This window comes from Algoriphagus aquimarinus, from assembly GCF_007997215.1.
GTDB lineage: Bacteria > Bacteroidota > Bacteroidia > Cytophagales > Cyclobacteriaceae > Algoriphagus > Algoriphagus aquimarinus_A.
Genome location: NZ_VORW01000009.1, coordinates 33,243 through 52,100, shown reverse-complemented (window position 1 = coordinate 52,100; position 18,858 = coordinate 33,243). Strand labels below are relative to the sequence as shown.

The window sequence follows — 18,858 nt, the reverse complement described above, 5'->3', positions numbered from 1 at the left end:
TTAAACCTTTTAAAACTATGACGTTGATTCAATCAATTCATGCAAGACAAATCCTCGATTCTAGAGGAAACCCTACTATTGAAGTAGATGTGTATACCGAAAATGGAGCTTTTGGACGTGCCGCTGTACCAAGTGGTGCATCTACAGGTATCAACGAAGCAGTAGAGCTTCGTGATGGCGACAAGGGCGCATACATGGGTAAAGGTGTAATGAAAGCTGTTGCTAATGTAAACGACATCATTGCTTCTGAACTTGTAGGCTTTGACGTGTTTGAGCAAAACATGATTGATCAAATCATGATTGACCTTGATGGCACTCCTAATAAAGGTAATCTAGGCGCAAATGCTATCCTTGGTGTTTCTCTGGCAGTAGCTAAAGCTGCAGCTATGGAGTCTAACCAGCCGCTTTACAGATATATCGGTGGCGTGAATGCAAATACGCTTCCTGTTCCGATGATGAACATTATCAATGGTGGTTCTCACTCTGATGCACCTATTGCATTCCAAGAGTTTATGATCCGTCCAGTTGGAGCTCCTACTTTCTCAGAAGCGATGAGAATGGGAACTGAGATCTTTCACAACCTTAAGAAAATTCTTCATGACAAAGGTCTTAGCACTGCAGTAGGAGATGAGGGTGGATTTGCACCTAATTTCTCTGGAGGAACTGAAGAAGCTCTAGAATGTATTTTGGACGCTATTAAGAAAGCAGGTTACAAAGCAGGTGATGATGTGACTATCGCATTGGATTGTGCTGCATCTGAGTTCTTTGTAGATGGTAAATATGATTACACGAAATTTGAAGGTTCTACAGGAGTAGCTAGAAGCAGAGAAGAGCAAGTAGCTTACCTAGCTGAGCTTACTGAGAAATATCCTATCGATTCTATCGAAGATGGATGTGCTGAGGAAGATTGGGCAGGTTGGGCTATGTTGACAGCCAAAATCGGTGATAAAATCCAACTGGTAGGTGATGATCTTTTCGTGACTAACGTTAAGTTCCTTAAAAGGGGAATCGAAGAGAAGTCTGCGAATTCTATCTTGATCAAAGTAAACCAAATCGGAACATTGACCGAGACAATCAACGCAGTAAATCTTGCGCACAAAGCAGGTTTTACAGCAGTAATGTCACACAGATCAGGCGAAACTGAAGATTCTACTATCGCAGATCTTGCAGTAGCATTGAATTGTGGACAGATCAAGACCGGTTCTGCATCTAGATCAGATCGTATGGCTAAATACAATCAATTACTTAGAATTGAGGAGCAATTGGGTGACTCAGCTGTTTTCAACGGTAAGTTCTAACAAGTCCTTTTAAAAATTATAGTTATAAAGACAGCTTGCCTCGGGGAGCTGTCTTTTTTTTGCACCATTTTTGTACCTTGAAGCGCATTAACAATCCTGTCCTATGAGCAAATACCTTAAGTACACCAAGAGTTTTTATTTTCTGGGGCTCGTTTTTTTTATAGCGTGGATGATTTTTATTGATTCCAATAATGTTGTGAACCAAGTGAAATTGAGTAACAAGCTTGGACAGCTCGAAGATCAGAAAGAATTTTATTTAGAGAGAAGAGAGAAAATTAAAACTGAACGAGAGGAATTGATGAGCAATCCTGAACTATTGGAGAAGTTTGCCCGTGAAAAGTACTTAATGAAAAGAAACACTGAAGATCTCTATGTCATTGTTAAAAAGTAAATATCTACTCCTTTGTTTTCTTGCATTTGGGTTGTACCAAACTTCTTCGTTTGCGCAGAGAGAAATTTATTCTGATTCAACTGCATTAAAAGATCGACTGTACTATGGAGGTAATTTTGGGATGCAGTTCGGCTCCACTACTTTAATTGAGGTTTCACCCATCATCGGAGTGATGATCACTCCTAAATTTTCTTCAGGCGTAGGAGTTACTTATCAGTATTTCAAGTCTAGGTATTATTACGGTGGCCAATCAACATCTTATGGAGGTAGAGTTTTTTCTCGCTACAATATCCTTCCTAATATATTTGCTCATGCAGAAATGGAATCCATAAATTTTGATCATTTAGGTTATGGCAAAACTGAGTACGAGCGGATCTGGGCAAATTCCTTATTTCTAGGAGGAGGTTATTTTGCTCCATTTGGTTTTAGGGGAGGAGCTAACTTTACTTTTCTCTACAATGTTTTGCACGACAATCTTCGTTCGCCCTATGGTGAACCATACGTGATCCGTGTTGGTTTTGTGCTTTAAATACCCTAACACATTTTCATGGAATCATTTGTTTCAAAATTATATAAAGCACATCAGGATTGTTCGGAATGCCCTTCACCTAAAGTAATTCAGCAGTTTTTTGAAGATGTACTTGGATTGCTTTTTCCAGAATACTCGGTCGAAAGAATTAACGATAAATTTCAAATAGAAGCTTCGCTCGTTCAATTGAATAATGACCTTTCTTCTATCCTGCATCGAAATCCTCACTTGCACAGTGGAGTTGGATCAAAGATAACAGCTGCCTTTTTTGCTAACCTTGAACAGGTTTTTGATTGGATTCATCAGGATGTGGATGCGATGTTTGCAGGCGATCCAGCCGCCAAATCAAGGACTGAGATATTAAGGAGTTACCCAGGTTTTTATGCAATTTCAGCTTATAGAATTGCACATTCACTGCAAGGATTAGGTGTGCATTTGATACCAAGGATGATCACAGAATTCGCTCATAGTCGTACAGGTATAGATATTCACCCTGGAGCTACCATTGGTCAGCATTTCTGCATAGATCACGGGACTGGAGTTGTCATAGGGGAGACCACTAGAATAGGTAATCATGTGAAGATTTATCAAGGAGTAACTCTAGGCGCATTGAGTGTGGACAAAGCAGATGCGGATAGTAAGAGACATCCTACAATAGAAGATAATGTAATAATCTATTCGGGAGCGACGATTTTAGGAGGAAATACTGTCATCGGAAAAGGTAGTGTAATCGGAGGCAATGTATGGCTAACAAAAAGTGTAGCTCCTAGGAGTAAAGTCTATTACCAAACGCAAATGTACCACGCAGATTCTGCTGTGACAGACATGTACGTTTTCAAAAACGATCAAGATGAAATGAGCCAGTAGAATTTTATTCTTAGGTTTGCAAACTGTATAAATTTCTAGTGCGCTAATTCCATGCGACTAAATAATTATCAATAATAAACGCATGAAGCTATTTGAACTAATAGGAAATACACCACTGATTCAACTGGAGCATATCCCGGTTAATCCAAAAGTTAAGATTTTTTGTAAGCTGGAAGGTCAGAATCCTGGTGGAAGTGTGAAAGACCGAGCTGCTTACAATATGCTTAGAAGTGCCATGGAGCGTGGTGAAATCAAATCTGGAGACAAGCTGGTTGAGGCGACGAGTGGCAACACGGGAATTGCATTGGCTATGGTTGCTAAAGTCCTTGGCTTGGAAATGACCTTGATCATGCCTGACAATTCTACCAAAGAACGTGTAATCTCAATGGAAGCTTACGGAGCAACTGTGATATTGACACCGGCAGCAAAGACAATAGAATATTCCAGAACCCTAGCTGAGCAGATGAGCAAAGATGGCTATTTCATGCTTGATCAGTTTGGTAATCCAGATAATTACCTTGCCCATTATAAGACTACAGGTCCTGAAATATGGGAAGATACGGATGGTGAGATTACCCATTTTGTTTCAGCAATGGGGACTACAGGTACTATCATGGGTGTTTCTAAGTACTTAAAAGAAAGAAATCCTGATATACAGATTGTAGGTACTCAACCTACAGATGGATCAAGTATCCCTGGTATCAGAAGATGGTCACCAGAATTTTTGCCTAAAATATTTGACCCAAGCAGAGTAGATCAGGTAATCGACGTGAGCCAAGATCAGGCTACAGAGATGACCAGAAGAATGGCTAGAGAAGAAGGCATTCTTGCAGGGATGAGTAGTGGTGGAGCGTTACATGCAGCAATTGAACTTGCTAAGAATTTAAAAGAAGGGGTAATTGTTTGTATTACCTGTGACCGTGGCGATCGTTACCTTAGCTCTGATCTATTCGGTTGATACAAGCTATCGATAACCATTTGTTTTTTATTGCCTTCAATATTATTAGGCATCTATTTCCCCGATTCAGGTATTAATACCCTATTTACTTTAGAAATTATTTTTTCTGACTAAGTATGTTTTGGGTATCAATCCCTTTCTATTGCTATAAAAAAGCCTCTTTTGTAAGAGAGTTCTAAGAAATGCAGCTCAATTTGGAGTTCGGCAGTTTGTTTGATTTAATCAATGCGTACCCTTTTGGGGAATAAGTTGAATTATTAAACCAACAATAGCATGAACTCAATAGATCGCCAACAAGAAGCAAAACATAAACAAAATTATGAAGGATCCGATGCTATAGAAAAAATCCGTGAACTGATTGATAAATCAGGATCATGTTTTTTTGTTACATCTACCTCATTGAATAATTCACATAAATCCCGTCCTATGTCAGTTCAGAAGACGGACGAGGCTGGTAATGTCTGGTTCCTAAGTGCAAAAGATAGCATGAAGAACATGGAGATTAAAGCTGATACAGATGTGACACTTTATTTCCAAGGTTCTTCCTATTCTGATTTCTTGGAGCTTAATGGTCATGCCGTAATTACGGATGATAAATCAAAAATAGAAGAGCTCTGGGACCCAACTGTGAAAGCGTGGTTTACCGAAGGAAAGGACGATCCTAGAATATCTGTAATCCAATTTATCCCTGACAGTGGATACTATTGGGATAATAAGCATGGTAATACCGTGGCTGGCATCAAGGTTTTGATCAGCTCGATATCAGGGAAAACAATGGATGATTCCATTGAAGGAACTTTAAAAGTGTAATTGGGGACACTTTTGAGTTCATTATGTGATCCAGGAAACTGGATCACATTTTTTTTTGAATTTACTTAACTACTTAGTACCATAAGAAAGCTTATGATTTACACGAATGGGTTTTGATAAGCATTTTTTGTTGAGGCATGATTTCTCATATTAGACATCGACATTTTTTTGACCCATGTCATATTTTAAAGAAGATCTTCTTCCTATAGAGGAAGTAACATAAATACCACATGGCACCTAAAGTCAGAAATGCAGTAATAATGGCAACTGCAGACTCACCCATGCCAAGTGCAGGTAAAGTGCCTCCAGTAAAAATCTCGATAAATCCATACAACCAGCGATGTCCGAGAATCTCAGCAAAGAGATAAATGAATATGGAATTCATTCCTACCACTACAAAAGGGAATACCCATGAATTAATCTTTTTGACATCGACTAGCCAATAAGTAAAGGCTAAGGTCAAAATTGCCCAACCACCCGCAGCAAATGCAAAAGAAGTGGTACTGATTCGTTTGACGATGGGAGTGATTCCTGCTAGATCCAAGCCATAACCAATAGCCAATCCAGCTAAAGCTGCGATTACTAGTAGTTTGATTTTTTCATTTTCAGACTTGGAAGATAAAAGCAAATTTCCGCAGATAGCTCCCCAGATCGTGTGTGCAGCCGTTGGGATGATGTTGATAGCTACCCAGCCTCCATTATTGATTTTCCCCATCAGAATTTGATCTATATAGTTCCCAAAGTTAGCTCCATGCTCAAAAGGAACCTCTGGATTATAGAGTCGGTACAGTATTTCGGTCAATACAAGTAAACCTAAGGAAACGCCTAGTTGTACCTTCCATGATCTATCCAGTAGGAAATAGGTGATCAATATGGTAAATGATAATTGTGTTAAGACGTTCCAAAGTTCAAAAACCAATTTGCCTGCATAAACACAATGAAGCCCTGTTCCGAATAGAAATAGCAGTAAGCAGCGCTTTAAAATATGACGAGTTACTTGTCCTCGATCACTTGTTACAGCCATTCTTTTATTGAGGGAAAAAGGCATTGCTACGCCTACTATAAACATGAAAAAGGGTTGTATCAAATCCCAGAACCGAAGTCCATTCCAAGGATGATGTGTGAATTGGATGAAAAAATTATGGAATAATATCCCCTCAGGATTAGCTTCAAGTAATGTATGGTAAACCGAAGCAGCTTCTGCTACTAGCAAAAACATGGTTAGTCCACGGAATACATCTAAGGAAACAAGACGGTTTTGTCCAGAAAGCTTTAGGTTACTCATTGATTAGGGTTTAGGGTCGGTAGGTAATCTAATATAGAGAAAAGCAGAAATAAATTTACCCTAAACTTGATCAGTGGATTTCAGAAATAGAAAAGGCGCTTCATGAGCGCCTTTTAAAGATTGATTTACTACTCTCTAATCCATTTTGCCATTTTTGGGAATTCCAATGATTCGCATAGCTCCATCCACACTAAAAGTGGTAATCCTTTGTAGTCGCCATTTTCATAACTAGCGATTAGCATTTCTGAGTCACCTTTATATCCTTCAGGATGAAAAACTACTTCTGGTTTAAGATTTAAGTGCTTCAAGGCAGCATAAGACCAGAGCATGACACCCATTTCATCGTCCTGACCCGGAGATCTATATTCTTTTACATTGCCCACTATGGTTTCGCGCTCTTCCTCTGTCATCAGTGCAATATGTCCTGCTTCATGCAGCAAATCCCCAGGATACAATAGATTTTCTGGGTCATAAAGTAGAACTCCCCTGTTGATTTCAATTCCCGGTAAGAATGTGTTTCCCAGTGATTTCGTTTTTGTTTTGATGCCAATTTCATCCAAAAAGTCAAGTATAATCTTGGTATTAGCAGCATCTACTTTTTGGGTCTCCGTTTTGTCTTTTGCCTTTATCCCACCAAAAGCTCCGAAACACATGTTTTTGTGCAGGATTTCTACTTTACTAAAACCCACTTCTTTCATCAAATCCAATTGATAATTCATAGATCGAGGAGAATCCTCCTTAGCTACATAGGCTAGCACTTTTTCTCTGTATTCTTTGCCTCCAATACTTTCCAAATAATCTCCATAGCGCTCCCAGGTATACTCATTGAGCAAATCAGTGTCTTGAGTGATCAGGTCAGAGATCATTAAGCATCCTCCAGGTTTAAGGAGACTAAAGAGCTTTGTAAATGTCCTTTCCCAATCTTCATCTTCCCGCAAATGATGCAAAACTGCGCCTGCTAGGATAATGTCATAGCTACCCTCTGGTAAGAGTACATCACGAATATCTCCTTGGAAAGCAGAAACTTGTCCATTGGTTTCTGCAGAAACACGTTCCACTGCCTTTTCGAGCATTTTTCCGCTTAGATCCACCAAAGTGCAGTTGAGTGATGGCAATTTAGTAAGCATCATAAGTGAATAATTTCCCGCTCCACATCCTACATCCAAAATAGATTTGGCATTTGGGGCGATTCGCCTTGCTGCTTCGGTGATTAGCTCCAAGGATATTTTGGCATCTATAGTGGCCACTTGACCAGTGTCAAGGTTTGCAAATCGTTCTACATCGTTATCGAATCGTTCGCGGATTTCTGTAGTACTGGACTTATTCATGAGTTGAAAATGTATGGGATAAAAATGTCTGAGGAAAGAATACTCAGAATACTATAATTATAAATGCTGATCAAAAAGAATCATATTTCCATCGGGGTCTTTGACCATAAAGCTAGCGGGGCCAGAAGTGGTTTCATCTGCTGGATTAATGATTTCAATGTCACTGGTTTTAAGTTTTTGCTGAATCTTCCTGACGTCATCAAATACTTTTAATGCATGAGCATTGTCGTCCCAGCCTGGATTGAATGTAAGAATATTGCCTTCAAACATTCCATTAAAAAGCCCGATCAACGTACTTTCATTTTTCATGATCAAGTAATTACTTTCCATTGACCCACCAAATTGGGTAAAGCCAAGGTTTTCGTAGAATTCCCTAGAAACATCAAGATCTTTGACACTAAGGCTGATAGAAAATGCTCCTAATTTCATATCAGTTGGCTTTAGGTTTTGCGATGATGTCTCTCTCTCGGGATAGATAAAAGAATTTAAGAAAAAACCCAGACTAAAAGATACTGAAATCGCTGTTGCCAAAAGTGTTGTCTTGTTCATAGCAAAACGGATTGATGTTAATGGATGAATTTTAAAAGGCTAACCATTGTGCCTAAATGCAAGGCCTCATGGTAGTTGTTGAACGTAATAGCATCAGCTGCGCTAGCAAGATGAAAGCCTTTGGAAGTAGTGTATTCGTTATAGTTTTGGAATTTCCCAGACTCAAAATCAGCTATGGTTTGATCGATAGGAGATATCAAAAGCTCCTGGAATAGCTCCACTGTTTCCTGAGTTTCATCCGATTCAGGTTTAGTCCCCGGCTTGTATTTCTGAAACAGTTCCTCAGATACATTTAATGGAAGACCCGATAATCCATATACGAGTCGCTGCTGTACCACGATGACGTGGCCTATATTCCAGATCAGGTTATTGTTAAATCCTGTTGGGATTTTATTCAATTGCTCCAGAGAATTATGTTCTAAGAATTTTAAATAGATGGAGCGGTTATTTTTCCAAATGTGGAATGAAGTGTTCATGAGTAGTATTGGGTGATTTGTTTATTGATTTTCCAGTTCGTAGCGTCTGAGTCGGTTTTTGGCAACAGCCAATTCGCTCTTAAGATCATCTACTTTGCGGAGCAAATTGAATATGACATCTATGCCTTCTGGGTTGACTTCCAGTTCTTGGTGGATTCGGATCATTTTTTCCAAATCCGCTACTTTTTCCTCTGAGATAAATCGCGTCTGCTCCACGGTATGAATTTCTATTAAGCCCAAGCTGTAAAGTGAGTCCACAAATGAAACTTCGATCTCATAATGTGAACAAAGCGTCTCTATTACTATTAATTCTTGCTGTGCCATCTTATCGTAGTTTTTGGAGTTCTTCAAATAACTTCTTCTCTTCTTCTGAGAGATTTGTAGGGTTTTTGATCGAATAGGTAAGAGTCAAATCTCCGAATTCACCCTCTTTTTTATAGACAGGAAATCCCTTACCCTTGAGTCTTACTTTTGTGCCATTTTGAGTTTCTGGGGCGACTTTCAATTTGACTTTTCCGTCAAAAGTATCTGCAATGATATCCCCACCAAGTAGCGCGGTATATAGATCCACTTCAACAGTGGAATACAAGTTGTTTCCCTCTCGAGTGAACTTCGTGTTATTTTTGATCACAAATTTGATATATAAATCACCGTTTGGCCCACCGTTAATTCCTGGCGACCCTTTGCCTTTAATCTTGATGGTCTGTCCATCTTCGATGCCCGCAGCTATGGTCAAGCGTATGTTTTCACCATTGACGGTGAGTACTTTTTTGTGCGTCGTGTAGGCATCATGAATGTCAAGTTCCAGCTGTGCGTTGAAGTCCTGACCTTTGAATTTAGTACTACGCCCTCCTTGTCGGAAGCCACCGCCTGATCCCCCAAACATGGACTCGAAGAAATCTGAATAATCTGCTCCTCCAAATCCCGCACCTGGGTTTCCTTGGCCACGTTGCTGTCTTCCTGCTCCACCTCCCGCTTGCTCAAACTGATCGGCATGTTTCCAGTCTTTACCATACTTATCGTATTTTTTACGCTTTTCTGGATCGCTGAGCACTTCATTCGCTTCATTCACTTCTGTGAATTTCTGCTCTGCATTTTTGTCGTCAGGATTCACATCGGGGTGATATTTTCGAGCTTGCTTTCGGTATGCTTTTTTGATATCTGCTTCGGTAGCACTTTTGTCTATGCCTAGGACGCTGTAATAATCTATAAATGCCATATTTCTTAGTGGTATTTATTTAAGGGTTGTAAAAATGGATGTAGAATGACGTGTAAGCCTTTTCATCTTCAATATACTGAGAATGCAAAGGATTGCCTGATGATTAGCGGAATTCAACGAAGTGAATTGTTAAATTCTCTGTTTTATCTTTTGAACTTAGAAAGGATAACCAATAGCAAAATTGAATACCAAATTCTGTTTTCTCCAAGATCTGCTTCCGATGTCAAATGTATTTCCCCATCGCTCACCTTCATCCAGATAGGGAACGCGCAGCGGAGTAGCCAAATCAAAACGAATCACAAAAAACTGAATATCCACCCGTAATCCCACTCCGGTTCCTACAGCTAATTCACTCCACCAAGAAGAGGTGAATTTGCCTCCTGGCAAGGCTTCATTTTCATTCATCAGCCAGACATTCCCAGCATCCATAAAAAAGGCGCCTTTCAGTAAGGATACAATAGGGAATCTATATTCAATGTTGCCCTCGATACGAATGTCACCGGATTGATCAAAGTAAGAGTTGATATCAAAGTCATCCGGGCGATAAGTTCCTGGTCCTATGGAGCGAATTCGAAATGCCCTCACACTATTTGGGCCTCCAGAAAAGTACTGCTTGATGTAGGGTAAAGACTGTGAGTTGCCATAAGGCATACCCATACCGGCAAATAGGCGAGTTGCAATAGTTTGTTTTTTGTCAATGTTCCAATGATATCGTAGATCAAGATCTATTTTTCCGTATTGGGCATACTCCAATCCTAGGAATTTACCATCATCGGTGCCCGAGATTTTGTCGAGCAGGTGAACAGTATTTCCAGCAAAATCAAGCCCTAATCCTAGGAAATAACCGTGAGTTCGAAATCTGTCGTTTAGCTTGTTGTAGTTAAAAGTGTAATTAATTCCAGCGATGAAATTCTGATCAAAGCTGCGCTTCAAAAATGGATTGTCATTTAAGATCTGGTCAAATTCGGGTGAAGTCTTGCTGAGGTTTACTACACTCAGACTAATAGGATTGATTTCATGGTAAGCATATTGATTTGCGTTCCAGAAGTAGCCATAGTTGGCAGAAATAGACTTCAACCTATAAAGCCCCCCTCTGCTCAGGTATTCCGCACTGATCCCCATCTTTGTTTTGGGTACTGAGTAACTGAATTTTTCTTTGATTGGCACAAAGAAAATAACCCGAGGGAAAATCAAATCAGCACCTAAGCCCAGCTCAAAAGATTGAAGTCCTTTTCTATTTTCTCCTCCCGCTATTTGAAATTCATAACCTGCCCGTCCCGTCAAATTCAACATTTCTCCACCCTTGAATAAGTTTCGGTTTCTATAAATCAAATTCAAAGCTGGACCCGCAAAGTTGTTGGATTTGGTTACTGCTAGTAGCTCAGCCCGTAATGACCTTTTTGTCATTGGCGACAGGTAAAAACTAGCTTTGAGATGTCCCAATGTGTCGCTGGAAGCTAATTCCTCATAGCGAAGATTCACAAACTTATAATTGCCTATAGAGCTGAGGCGATTGCTCGAAAGTCTGGAGAGGGTAGGTTTGTACCGCTGATTATTTTCTATAAGTATGTACTCGTTTAGCAACCTTGGCTTGAAGACAAAATTCCCTTGGATAAAGTTTTTGTCATCGTATATGGTTGTATCCAGCTTGTCCCCGTCCTCATCTATGGAATAATTAGGAAACACGTTAATCGTATCAATCTTGTATGGAATAATGCCTTTAGCAGGGACATTTTTCTTAAGTCTCAAATAAAGTTTGAATAGACGAAGACTGTCAGAAATGTTCGTGTCGGCTTCAAAAATTAAGAAGTCATTATTAAAGTTGTAATAGCCCTTTTCTTTCAGGGTGGAATCGATTCGGGTTCGTTCAGCGTTCAGTGTATTGAGGTCAAATCTACTTCCTGAATCCAGAAGGCTTTCATTCATCATTGCAATGATCTCCTTGTCGATTTCCAAACTATCCCGATCTACCACTACCTCTGTTAGGGTGTATGGAGTTGAAATATTTGCAGTGTACGCTACTTCAGCAAATTGACCCTTTCGCGTCACTTCCGACTTACTATTGCTGTAGAAAAAACCTCTGTTTTCCAGCCGGTTTACTATCAAGTCTTCTGTTCTGCTAGGATTTACCTGACTAAAGTAAACAGGCTCTTGTCCGATTTTTTTATTCAGAAAGCGGTTGATGAATCCTGGCCTTTCCTTGGTTCCTTTATAGTGTGCCCATAGTCCTACATACATTCCCAAGATTTTACTATTTGGTTCTGGTCTCAGCAACCCTTCTAGCTCTTCCTCTACATCTTCCAGCCCTTGTATGTCCTCCGTGGCGTTTATATCCAATGAAGCGCCTTTGTAAAGAAACTCACCTTCTGGAATATATTTCTTTACGTTGCAGCTAAGGACTACTGCAAGTAGAAGTATAGTTAAAGTCGATATGAATCCTCTAGTCTTCATTTTTCTTTGATTCTTTGGCAGCCTTTTTCTCGTTTCTTAGCTCAGTCTTTTTCTTCCTTTTGTTCTTTTTTTCCAGTTCGTCAATAGGATTAGTTTTGTTCTGATCCTCTGGTGATATGGGAGCGTTCCAAAGCTCAGAGAATTCGTTGAATTCACGGTTAAATATTAAACCGCCACCCGTCACCACGAGTTGTCCGTCGATGATACTTTGGAATTGATTTTTTCTAAAAGCGCGGATTCTCCATCTACCATCTTCAGTCAGCGTGTATTCAAAACTAATATTTGCCAAAATAGAATTGGCTTGTTGTGAGTTTTGAGAGCTTCCTTCGAGATCCACTTGGCTTCCTACTTGAACTGTTAATCTATCGTCAAACAAAGTCTGCTGAGCATTAATGTTGAGGTCGGTTCGGTTTTGAGCACTTCCGGATTGGTAGTCTTGATAGCTATCTACATCAAAGCCTACTTGAAAACCACTGTTTCCAAAAAGCTTATTGGAAAGAGCATTCATCTGATCAGAAAGTATCTGACTCACACTATTTCTAGCAAGAGATTCTGCACCTCCATTCGATCCGTCACTACCCGAAGAAGGGAAGAATCTATTCAGTACTAAGAGGGAAAATACCTGCTTATTGAGCTCATCTTCCTGCTCATTGATCTGCAATACCTTAGAGTATACATTTCCTCCAAAAGCACTACGTTGATTTTCTGGCATATCCAGGGTAAATGAAATCTCTGGCCGAAGCAACTCACCCTTCACATTGAGGTACACTAAGAAAGGTAGCTGCTGCTGGTACTGACTTTTAGTCTCATTATTGCTGCCCGTGAGCTGAGAAGACATCAGTTCCGATGCACCAGTTTCTACCGTATAAATCGCTTGGATATCCATGCTCGCATCCATTGGGTCTCCATTCCAAGTGATTCGACTTCCCTGTTTAATGTCAAATTTCTTACTAACAAGATTATAGAGGGACATTTCGTAATGTCCACCTGAGATCTCATAGTTGCCACTTAGTGTAATTCGCCCATTTGGATTGATGTCCATTTGCAAGTCCGCATCTCCCGAAATCTGTAAGTTGTCTCCAGTCGCGGGATCTATGACGATAGTGAAGAGCGCCTCAGGATCTATGTTAAGTAAGGCTCGTATGTCAAATCCTGAGAAAGCACTCGTAGTTTCTTCTGTCTGTCTAGTCAGGATATCATCAGGATTTTCTTTGTTGACAAAAAGTACAACACCTTCTCGCTCTACCAAATCAAGCTGAGATTCTGGAATGATCACGGTCAAATCCGTATTGTTTTTGACACCTAGCCGAGCATTCACTATGGGTAAAACCAAATCACCTTTGATGGTGACATCAGCGTCCAGCGATGCTTTTCCATAAATCAGATCACTTTCCTTATCTGTGGAATTCACAGCCATGAAATTATCCGCACTTAGTTTTAAATCGAATGATGGGTTGATAAAACTCTCCGTGAAGATAGTGCCGTCAATTTCAAAGGTGTTATTCTCAATGTCTCTTAAAGTGAACTGATCAAAGTAAACGCCATCATTATCCATTCGTATGGTTTCATTGGATAGCAGGTATTTAGTATTCAGTTCTGCGGGAATGAGAGAAGCTTCATGAAACTGGAATTCCCCGTCGTAAAGTGGTTCATTGGTAGTTCCATTGGCTGTAATTTTTCCAGATAGATAACCTTCGCCTTGCAAAATTTGACCCTGCGAAAGTTCAGCTAGCTTCTGCATTTCGATCTTATTCAGATCTAAGGTTATGTCAAATTCACCACCTGACTCGTCTGCCACAAATTCTCCGTTCAAGTCCAAGTCAAGCCCTGCATCTTTTATGGTGAGTTCTAAAATATAATTCCCAAGACTCTTTGCGGTAGCTTCCAAATTCAGACTTCCTAGAGGGACACCGACAACTTTCAGGCTATCGACCTGTAGTTGCCCCATTAGTCCGGTAGCTCCGAAAGGGTTTTCTACCACCAGTTGGCCATTCATTAATCCCCCTGCTATGATTTCTTCAGGATTCAGCAGGCTGGTAAAAGTGGATAGTCTAAATCCTTGAAATAGAAGAGCTATATTCTCTTCGGTGAATCCTTCTGCATTATTCACCATGGAAAGTGCTTGATTGCCTTTAGTGAATTTAAAGTCTTTGAATTCTAGACTTTCACCGGAATATTTGACAAAGTTTTTCTCAGGTATTGCCCATTCTTCTCCCTTTAAAATCAGATCTATAGAGGAAACATGATAACTAAGTGTATCGCCGTTGAGCCCAATATCTGAAGATACGTGATAGGTGCGTTCATCTTCTTCGTAAGAGTGGAAGTCAAAATATAATCGCGAATCTGCCAGCTGACCTGTAAAGAAGGTTTTATCCATGCTTAATGGTCCTGAGGTCAAATCCTGGAACCCCAAATAAAGACGAAGTTCCTCTCTGTTTGATCTGATTCTCACTCCCAGACTATCCACTTCAGTTCCCGAGTAGTTGATATATGGGAATTCTATAGTGGCAGTCAGCGAATCTATGTTTTGGAAATAATCAGCTTTTATGCTTGCTGAGTCAAACTGCTGCAATCCTTGAATGAGAACTTCAGAAAGTAAAGGATCGTCAGAAATCTTCAAATCCATATTCATAACTATATCTCGCTCATCAGTAAAAGCCAAGGTGTCAGACTTGTCTAGGTAATGGCGGAAATGGGCGGTTAGTGCCTCGAATAATTCGCTAGGGTTGGTGTTCGTACGTACGTATCCGTTTACCAATTTGCTTGCAATGTCCACACTTGTAGAATCATCTCTTACACTTGCATCCGCAGACAGAGTTCCTAAAGGATAATTCCTGTTGTCGTAAAGAATTGTTCCGTCTTGAAGCAGCGCTTTGAGGTCAAACTCTTCTAGATTTCCTTCGAAATTTGCATCGAGTTTTAGTTGTGCCCGGGAGCTTTTGCCTGAGAGACCAAGTTCATAAAAGTCAGCGCCTTTCAAATCCAGGTTTAGATCGATTTTAGTATTCACTGAATCTAGATCTAATTTTGTCAGCAGGTCAAAGTCTAAAAACTTTGAATCCAAACCTGCTTGTATATCACCTGCTCCATCGACTAATTTTCCCTCCAGCTTCAGTCCAGAATAGTCAGAACCGTAAAGGCGAAGTCGCTCAAATGTGGAGGACAGTTCAGCATTCAAGTTATTAAGATTGGATCCAGAACCTTTGGCTATGATTTCAAAAGTCAGAGTATCTAGCTCTGGTTGCTTTAAGAGGTTGCCGAGTTGCAGTTGATTTACTTTTAGATTGGCATCAAAGGCAATCTGTCCGTTGTTTTGGTAAGCTCCGTCGAGAAGGATATTACCCATGTCTGTTTCTAAATCCAGATTAGCCAAAAGGTCGTCGATCATGCCATTGGCATTGCCTTTCAAGGTGATTTGCTCAGGGAATTTTACTCCATAATCTTCCTCCTTGACAAATTTCAAAAGTGTTTCGCGGTTGGTTTGTAGGTTTAATTTTGGAAAATCAAATACAAGCTGGTCCACATCCAGCGGGTTTTGAACCTTGCCGCTAGCGTTGAAAATGCTTTCTCCCCAATGAAGATTCAGACTGGAGATATCCATTGCTTTCAGATCTCCATTTGCGACCAAATCCAGCGAAATCGGGGCCTTTGCAAGCTCACGAATAAGTGTGTCCTGTGCCAATGTCGGGTCAAAGAAATAGCTATCTCGTACATCGAGTTTGGACTCGTTTACAGTCAAATCAAACCTGAGGGTTTCGTAATTGTCTATAAGTGCTTGAATGGAAGGATAGCTAAGCGAAATACCAGCATCGAGCTTACTTCGGTTTGTAGTGAGCAAAAGATCTTTCAGCTGAGCTGAATTGTTCCCTGCTTCTAAATCAAACTGGAGTTCTTTTAGCTCAAAACCACTACCTTCTTGGAAATGGAACTTCTGCAGTTTTGCGCCGATTTGTTCATCTTTTAGGAATAAATCTTTAGCATCTAAGACTAAGTTGGAGATAACAATTGCCTCAGGGTTAAACTGTCCTTTTCTAACAGGAATATCTACAGATTTGTATTCAATGTCGGTGGAATCAATCGATATTTTTCCAGCTTCAACGATCCAATCTGGCCATTCGAAAGGAGCAGATGCGCTCGTAGCTATGGTGTCACTTTGCGAAGTAACTGAAAAATCATGGAAGAGAATCGTGGATTTTTCCAAAGCCAGACTGGTGAGCTTGACGGTCTGGGTTTGAAGGTTTGCTTCGGGAAGTTCAGCTTGTAAATTTCCAATATGAATCTGTGCTTCCTGTCTGTCAGAGGCATTGATATAATCAGCTGTGACGTTGGTTAGCTGGAGTTCATCCAAGTTTAGGGTTGGCGTCGGAGTTTCCTCTGTTGATTCTTCAGTAGGCGGAAAGGGCTTAGTTTGGTGATACTTGATCCGAGCATTTTGAATAGCTACTTTTTTGATATTGAACTCATACTTTACCAAATCGAATCCGGGTATGGTTACATCCAATTCTCCAAGTAAAATGGAAGCGTCTATCCCCATCATTTCATCTACATACGTGATGTCAATATCGCGTAGAGAAATTGGAGAAAGTTTGATTTGGAGCGGTTTTGAAGAAGTGGTATCGACTGCAACTTCGATAGCACCCTCATTTTGGGTAGTGAAAGCCTCAATAAAAAAGAGATAATTGAACTTCTCCGATTCGGAAGTACGATTCAAGCGAGCCACTAATCCATCCCAATCCAATTTTGTAATGCTGATATTTCCGGTGGAGAGTAAAGGCCCAAAAGCAACTCCTGCTTCGAGGTTTTTGGAATAAATTAAGGTGTCTCCATTGGTGTCTTCTAAGTATAAATCTTCTAGGTAAATATTCCCGGAAAAAGTAACGAAAAGGCGCTTTATTGATACTTCAGTCCCTGTTTTGCCAGAAACGTAGGAGGTCGCTTTTTCCACAATTATCCCCTGACCCCAAGGGCTACGGATAAATAAGATCAAGGCAATTACGATCACCAGAATTACAGCGATGGTAATACCCAGAATCTTCAAAAATTTACCAAAAAAGCGTTTAATGGAATTGAGTTTTTAAATATTGTCTGTAAATGTACTTTTCTGTAAGCTACTATTGAGGCAATAAATAAGCCAGTTTAGCTATTCTACGTTCACTTTTAAACCTCAAATATGTCGGTTTGTTTGGGATGAGAGGATTAGTTGTCGGGATGTTAATTTCCTTTTTTATAGGTACGCATGTACTCCGCCATTTCCTCAGGAGTCATTTTCTTGTCAGATCCGGGAGTTAGCTCGATAGCTTCTTGTATGGCTTTGTCGGCTCTGTCGATGAATTCCTTTGGCTTATTTCCATCCTTGATTACATCAAATGCATCGTACAAATCACCTTTGGCGGTGTACGCTCCATAGCTGAGTCTATTTCCTTCAATAGATATTAGCTGGTATAATTGCGTGTTGGAAGCTGCGCGATCCATCCACTTATCAAAGGTGAGATTGTACATTTTTGGGCCACTCACAGATACCACATAAACTGGCCCTTGGGCTGCAGGGTCCTGATTTGCCACGCCAGATGGTAGATTTCTTCCTCTGCCATAGGAGTGGTCATGTCCTTGTAGCACGAGATCGACTTTGTATTTGTCAAAAATAGGCTTGAAGGCTTCGCGAAATTCCTGATTGTCTCTACCCGTGCCTGAAGAGTAAATCGGGTGATGAAACGTAATGATGGTCCATTTTTGGGTGTTTTCTGAAAGCACTTTTTCCAGCCAATTTTTCTGAATTTCCATAGACTTTTCATCCAAAACAATCTCTTGCGAGTTGAGTGAAATCATACGTACATCTGAGTAATCGGTGTAGTAAACTGTCTCTGGAAATTCCTTTGGGCCATTCTCCGGAAGTGTGAATTGCTTTTTCCAATGATAATCCAATACTAAAGTTTCGTCTTCCGCACGATTATATTCATGATTGCCAGGAGTGCTGATACTTGGTATCATGGCATTGATGAATCCACCAGCATAGTTCCACTCGCCCCACTCTGAGTCAGATTGAGTACTGTTGATCAAATCACCCGCATGAACCATAAAAGCTGCTTTTGGAAGATTTGAATAAGCCTGTCTGATGATTCTTGACCACTGGGATTTCAGATTATTTTGGGCATCTCCAAAGTAAATGAAGGAAAATGGTGTTCCTTTTTCCGGCGCTGTGGTGAACTGAAACCATTCTGACCAAGTGCTTTCATCTCCTACTCTATAGGCGTAAGTGGTCGCTGGCTGAAGATGTCGAAAAGTTACCGAGTGATAATTTGCCTGCACGCTGTCCACATCGAGCAGTTCTATTTTAGAATCAATAGTCTCCACACTTTCTAAATAGATAGGCGTATTTGGGGCAAGGATAAATTGCGCTTTTGATTTAGTGACCTCTGCTGAAGTTCGCCAAGTGACCGACTGAGTGGTCATGGGATTGTCAGACCAGCTGAGAACGATTCGATCCGGAAATTCGGAAGGAAGGAATTTCTGGGCGAAAAGGTTGGTGGAAAATGCTAGAAAAAATAGCGTTGCAAAAGTGATTTTATAGTGCGCGTTCATCAAACTGAAGTTTTGTGATTTTAATATAGCAAAGAAGTGTCTAAAAGCGCAGTTTATATCGAAAGTCGTGTTAAGGAATTCTTAAATCTATATCCTATATGAAGTTGGGATTTGAAGG

General features: G+C 40.3%; 15 protein-coding genes. 6 read left to right on the top strand and 9 right to left on the bottom strand.

Features of this window, described 5'->3' with window-relative positions; genetic code table 11:
* Window positions 1-17 precede the first annotated feature (17 nt).
* From eno to ESV85_RS13625, 6 genes are all read left to right on the top strand, one after another.
* Window positions 18-1,298 carry a phosphopyruvate hydratase gene (eno, locus tag ESV85_RS13650; protein WP_146918504.1) on the top strand — a complete coding sequence of 427 codons (1,281 nt, stop codon included), beginning with the start codon at window positions 18-20 and terminating at the stop codon, window positions 1,296-1,298.
* A 103-nt stretch (window positions 1,299-1,401) separates the two neighbouring features.
* Complete coding sequence (locus ESV85_RS13645; RefSeq protein WP_146918502.1) at window positions 1,402-1,689, top strand: FtsB family cell division protein; 288 nt, start codon at window positions 1,402-1,404, stop codon at window positions 1,687-1,689.
* A complete protein-coding gene (locus ESV85_RS13640) occupies window positions 1,670-2,218 on the top strand; it encodes a hypothetical protein (RefSeq protein ID WP_146918500.1) in 549 nt (182 codons plus the stop codon). Before ESV85_RS13645 ends, ESV85_RS13640 begins: the two co-directional genes overlap by 20 nt.
* A gap of 18 nt (window positions 2,219-2,236) precedes the next feature.
* Window positions 2,237-3,085 carry a serine O-acetyltransferase gene (locus tag ESV85_RS13635; protein WP_146918499.1) on the top strand — a complete coding sequence of 283 codons (849 nt, stop codon included), beginning with the start codon at window positions 2,237-2,239 and terminating at the stop codon, window positions 3,083-3,085.
* A gap of 82 nt (window positions 3,086-3,167) precedes the next feature.
* Entirely contained in the window at window positions 3,168-4,043 is an 876-nt protein-coding gene (gene cysM, locus ESV85_RS13630; RefSeq protein WP_146918497.1) for a cysteine synthase CysM, read from the top strand.
* Between the two features lie 273 nt (window positions 4,044-4,316).
* Window positions 4,317-4,853 carry a pyridoxamine 5'-phosphate oxidase family protein gene (locus ESV85_RS13625; RefSeq protein ID WP_146918495.1) on the top strand — a complete coding sequence of 179 codons (537 nt, stop codon included), beginning with the start codon at window positions 4,317-4,319 and terminating at the stop codon, window positions 4,851-4,853.
* A gap of 178 nt (window positions 4,854-5,031) precedes the next feature.
* On the opposite strand, the gene ESV85_RS13620 is transcribed toward ESV85_RS13625, so the two are convergent.
* The 9 genes from ESV85_RS13620 to ESV85_RS13575 form a co-directional block, all read right to left on the bottom strand.
* Window positions 5,032-6,138 (bottom strand): acyltransferase family protein, encoded by a 1,107-nt coding sequence (locus ESV85_RS13620; protein ID WP_146918493.1) that lies wholly within the window; start codon window positions 6,136-6,138, stop codon window positions 5,032-5,034.
* A 128-nt stretch (window positions 6,139-6,266) separates the two neighbouring features.
* A complete protein-coding gene (locus tag ESV85_RS22555) occupies window positions 6,267-7,466 on the bottom strand; it encodes a class I SAM-dependent methyltransferase (RefSeq protein ID WP_223276002.1) in 1,200 nt (399 codons plus the stop codon).
* A 57-nt stretch (window positions 7,467-7,523) separates the two neighbouring features.
* Complete coding sequence (locus ESV85_RS13605; RefSeq protein WP_317130790.1) at window positions 7,524-8,015, bottom strand: VOC family protein; 492 nt, start codon at window positions 8,013-8,015, stop codon at window positions 7,524-7,526.
* Between the two features lie 17 nt (window positions 8,016-8,032).
* Window positions 8,033-8,491, bottom strand: coding sequence for a DinB family protein (locus ESV85_RS13600; RefSeq protein WP_146918491.1), 459 nt, complete (start codon window positions 8,489-8,491; stop codon window positions 8,033-8,035).
* Between the two features lie 21 nt (window positions 8,492-8,512).
* On the bottom strand, window positions 8,513-8,815 hold the full coding sequence (locus tag ESV85_RS13595) for a chaperone modulator CbpM (protein WP_146918489.1): 303 nt from the start codon (window positions 8,813-8,815) through the stop codon (window positions 8,513-8,515).
* A 1-nt stretch (window position 8,816) separates the two neighbouring features.
* Entirely contained in the window at window positions 8,817-9,710 is an 894-nt protein-coding gene (locus tag ESV85_RS13590) for a DnaJ C-terminal domain-containing protein (protein ID WP_146918487.1), read from the bottom strand.
* Window positions 9,711-9,866: 156 nt separating this feature from the next.
* Window positions 9,867-12,161, bottom strand: a complete 2,295-nt coding sequence (locus ESV85_RS13585) for a BamA/TamA family outer membrane protein (protein ID WP_146918485.1) — start codon at window positions 12,159-12,161, stop codon at window positions 9,867-9,869.
* Complete coding sequence (locus ESV85_RS13580; protein WP_223276001.1) at window positions 12,151-17,199, bottom strand: translocation/assembly module TamB; 5,049 nt, start codon at window positions 17,197-17,199, stop codon at window positions 12,151-12,153. The genes ESV85_RS13585 and ESV85_RS13580 overlap by 11 nt, the downstream gene beginning before the upstream one ends.
* Window positions 17,200-17,372: 173 nt before the next feature.
* Complete coding sequence (locus tag ESV85_RS13575; protein ID WP_146918483.1) at window positions 17,373-18,740, bottom strand: purple acid phosphatase family protein; 1,368 nt, start codon at window positions 18,738-18,740, stop codon at window positions 17,373-17,375.
* Window positions 18,741-18,858 lie beyond the last annotated feature (118 nt).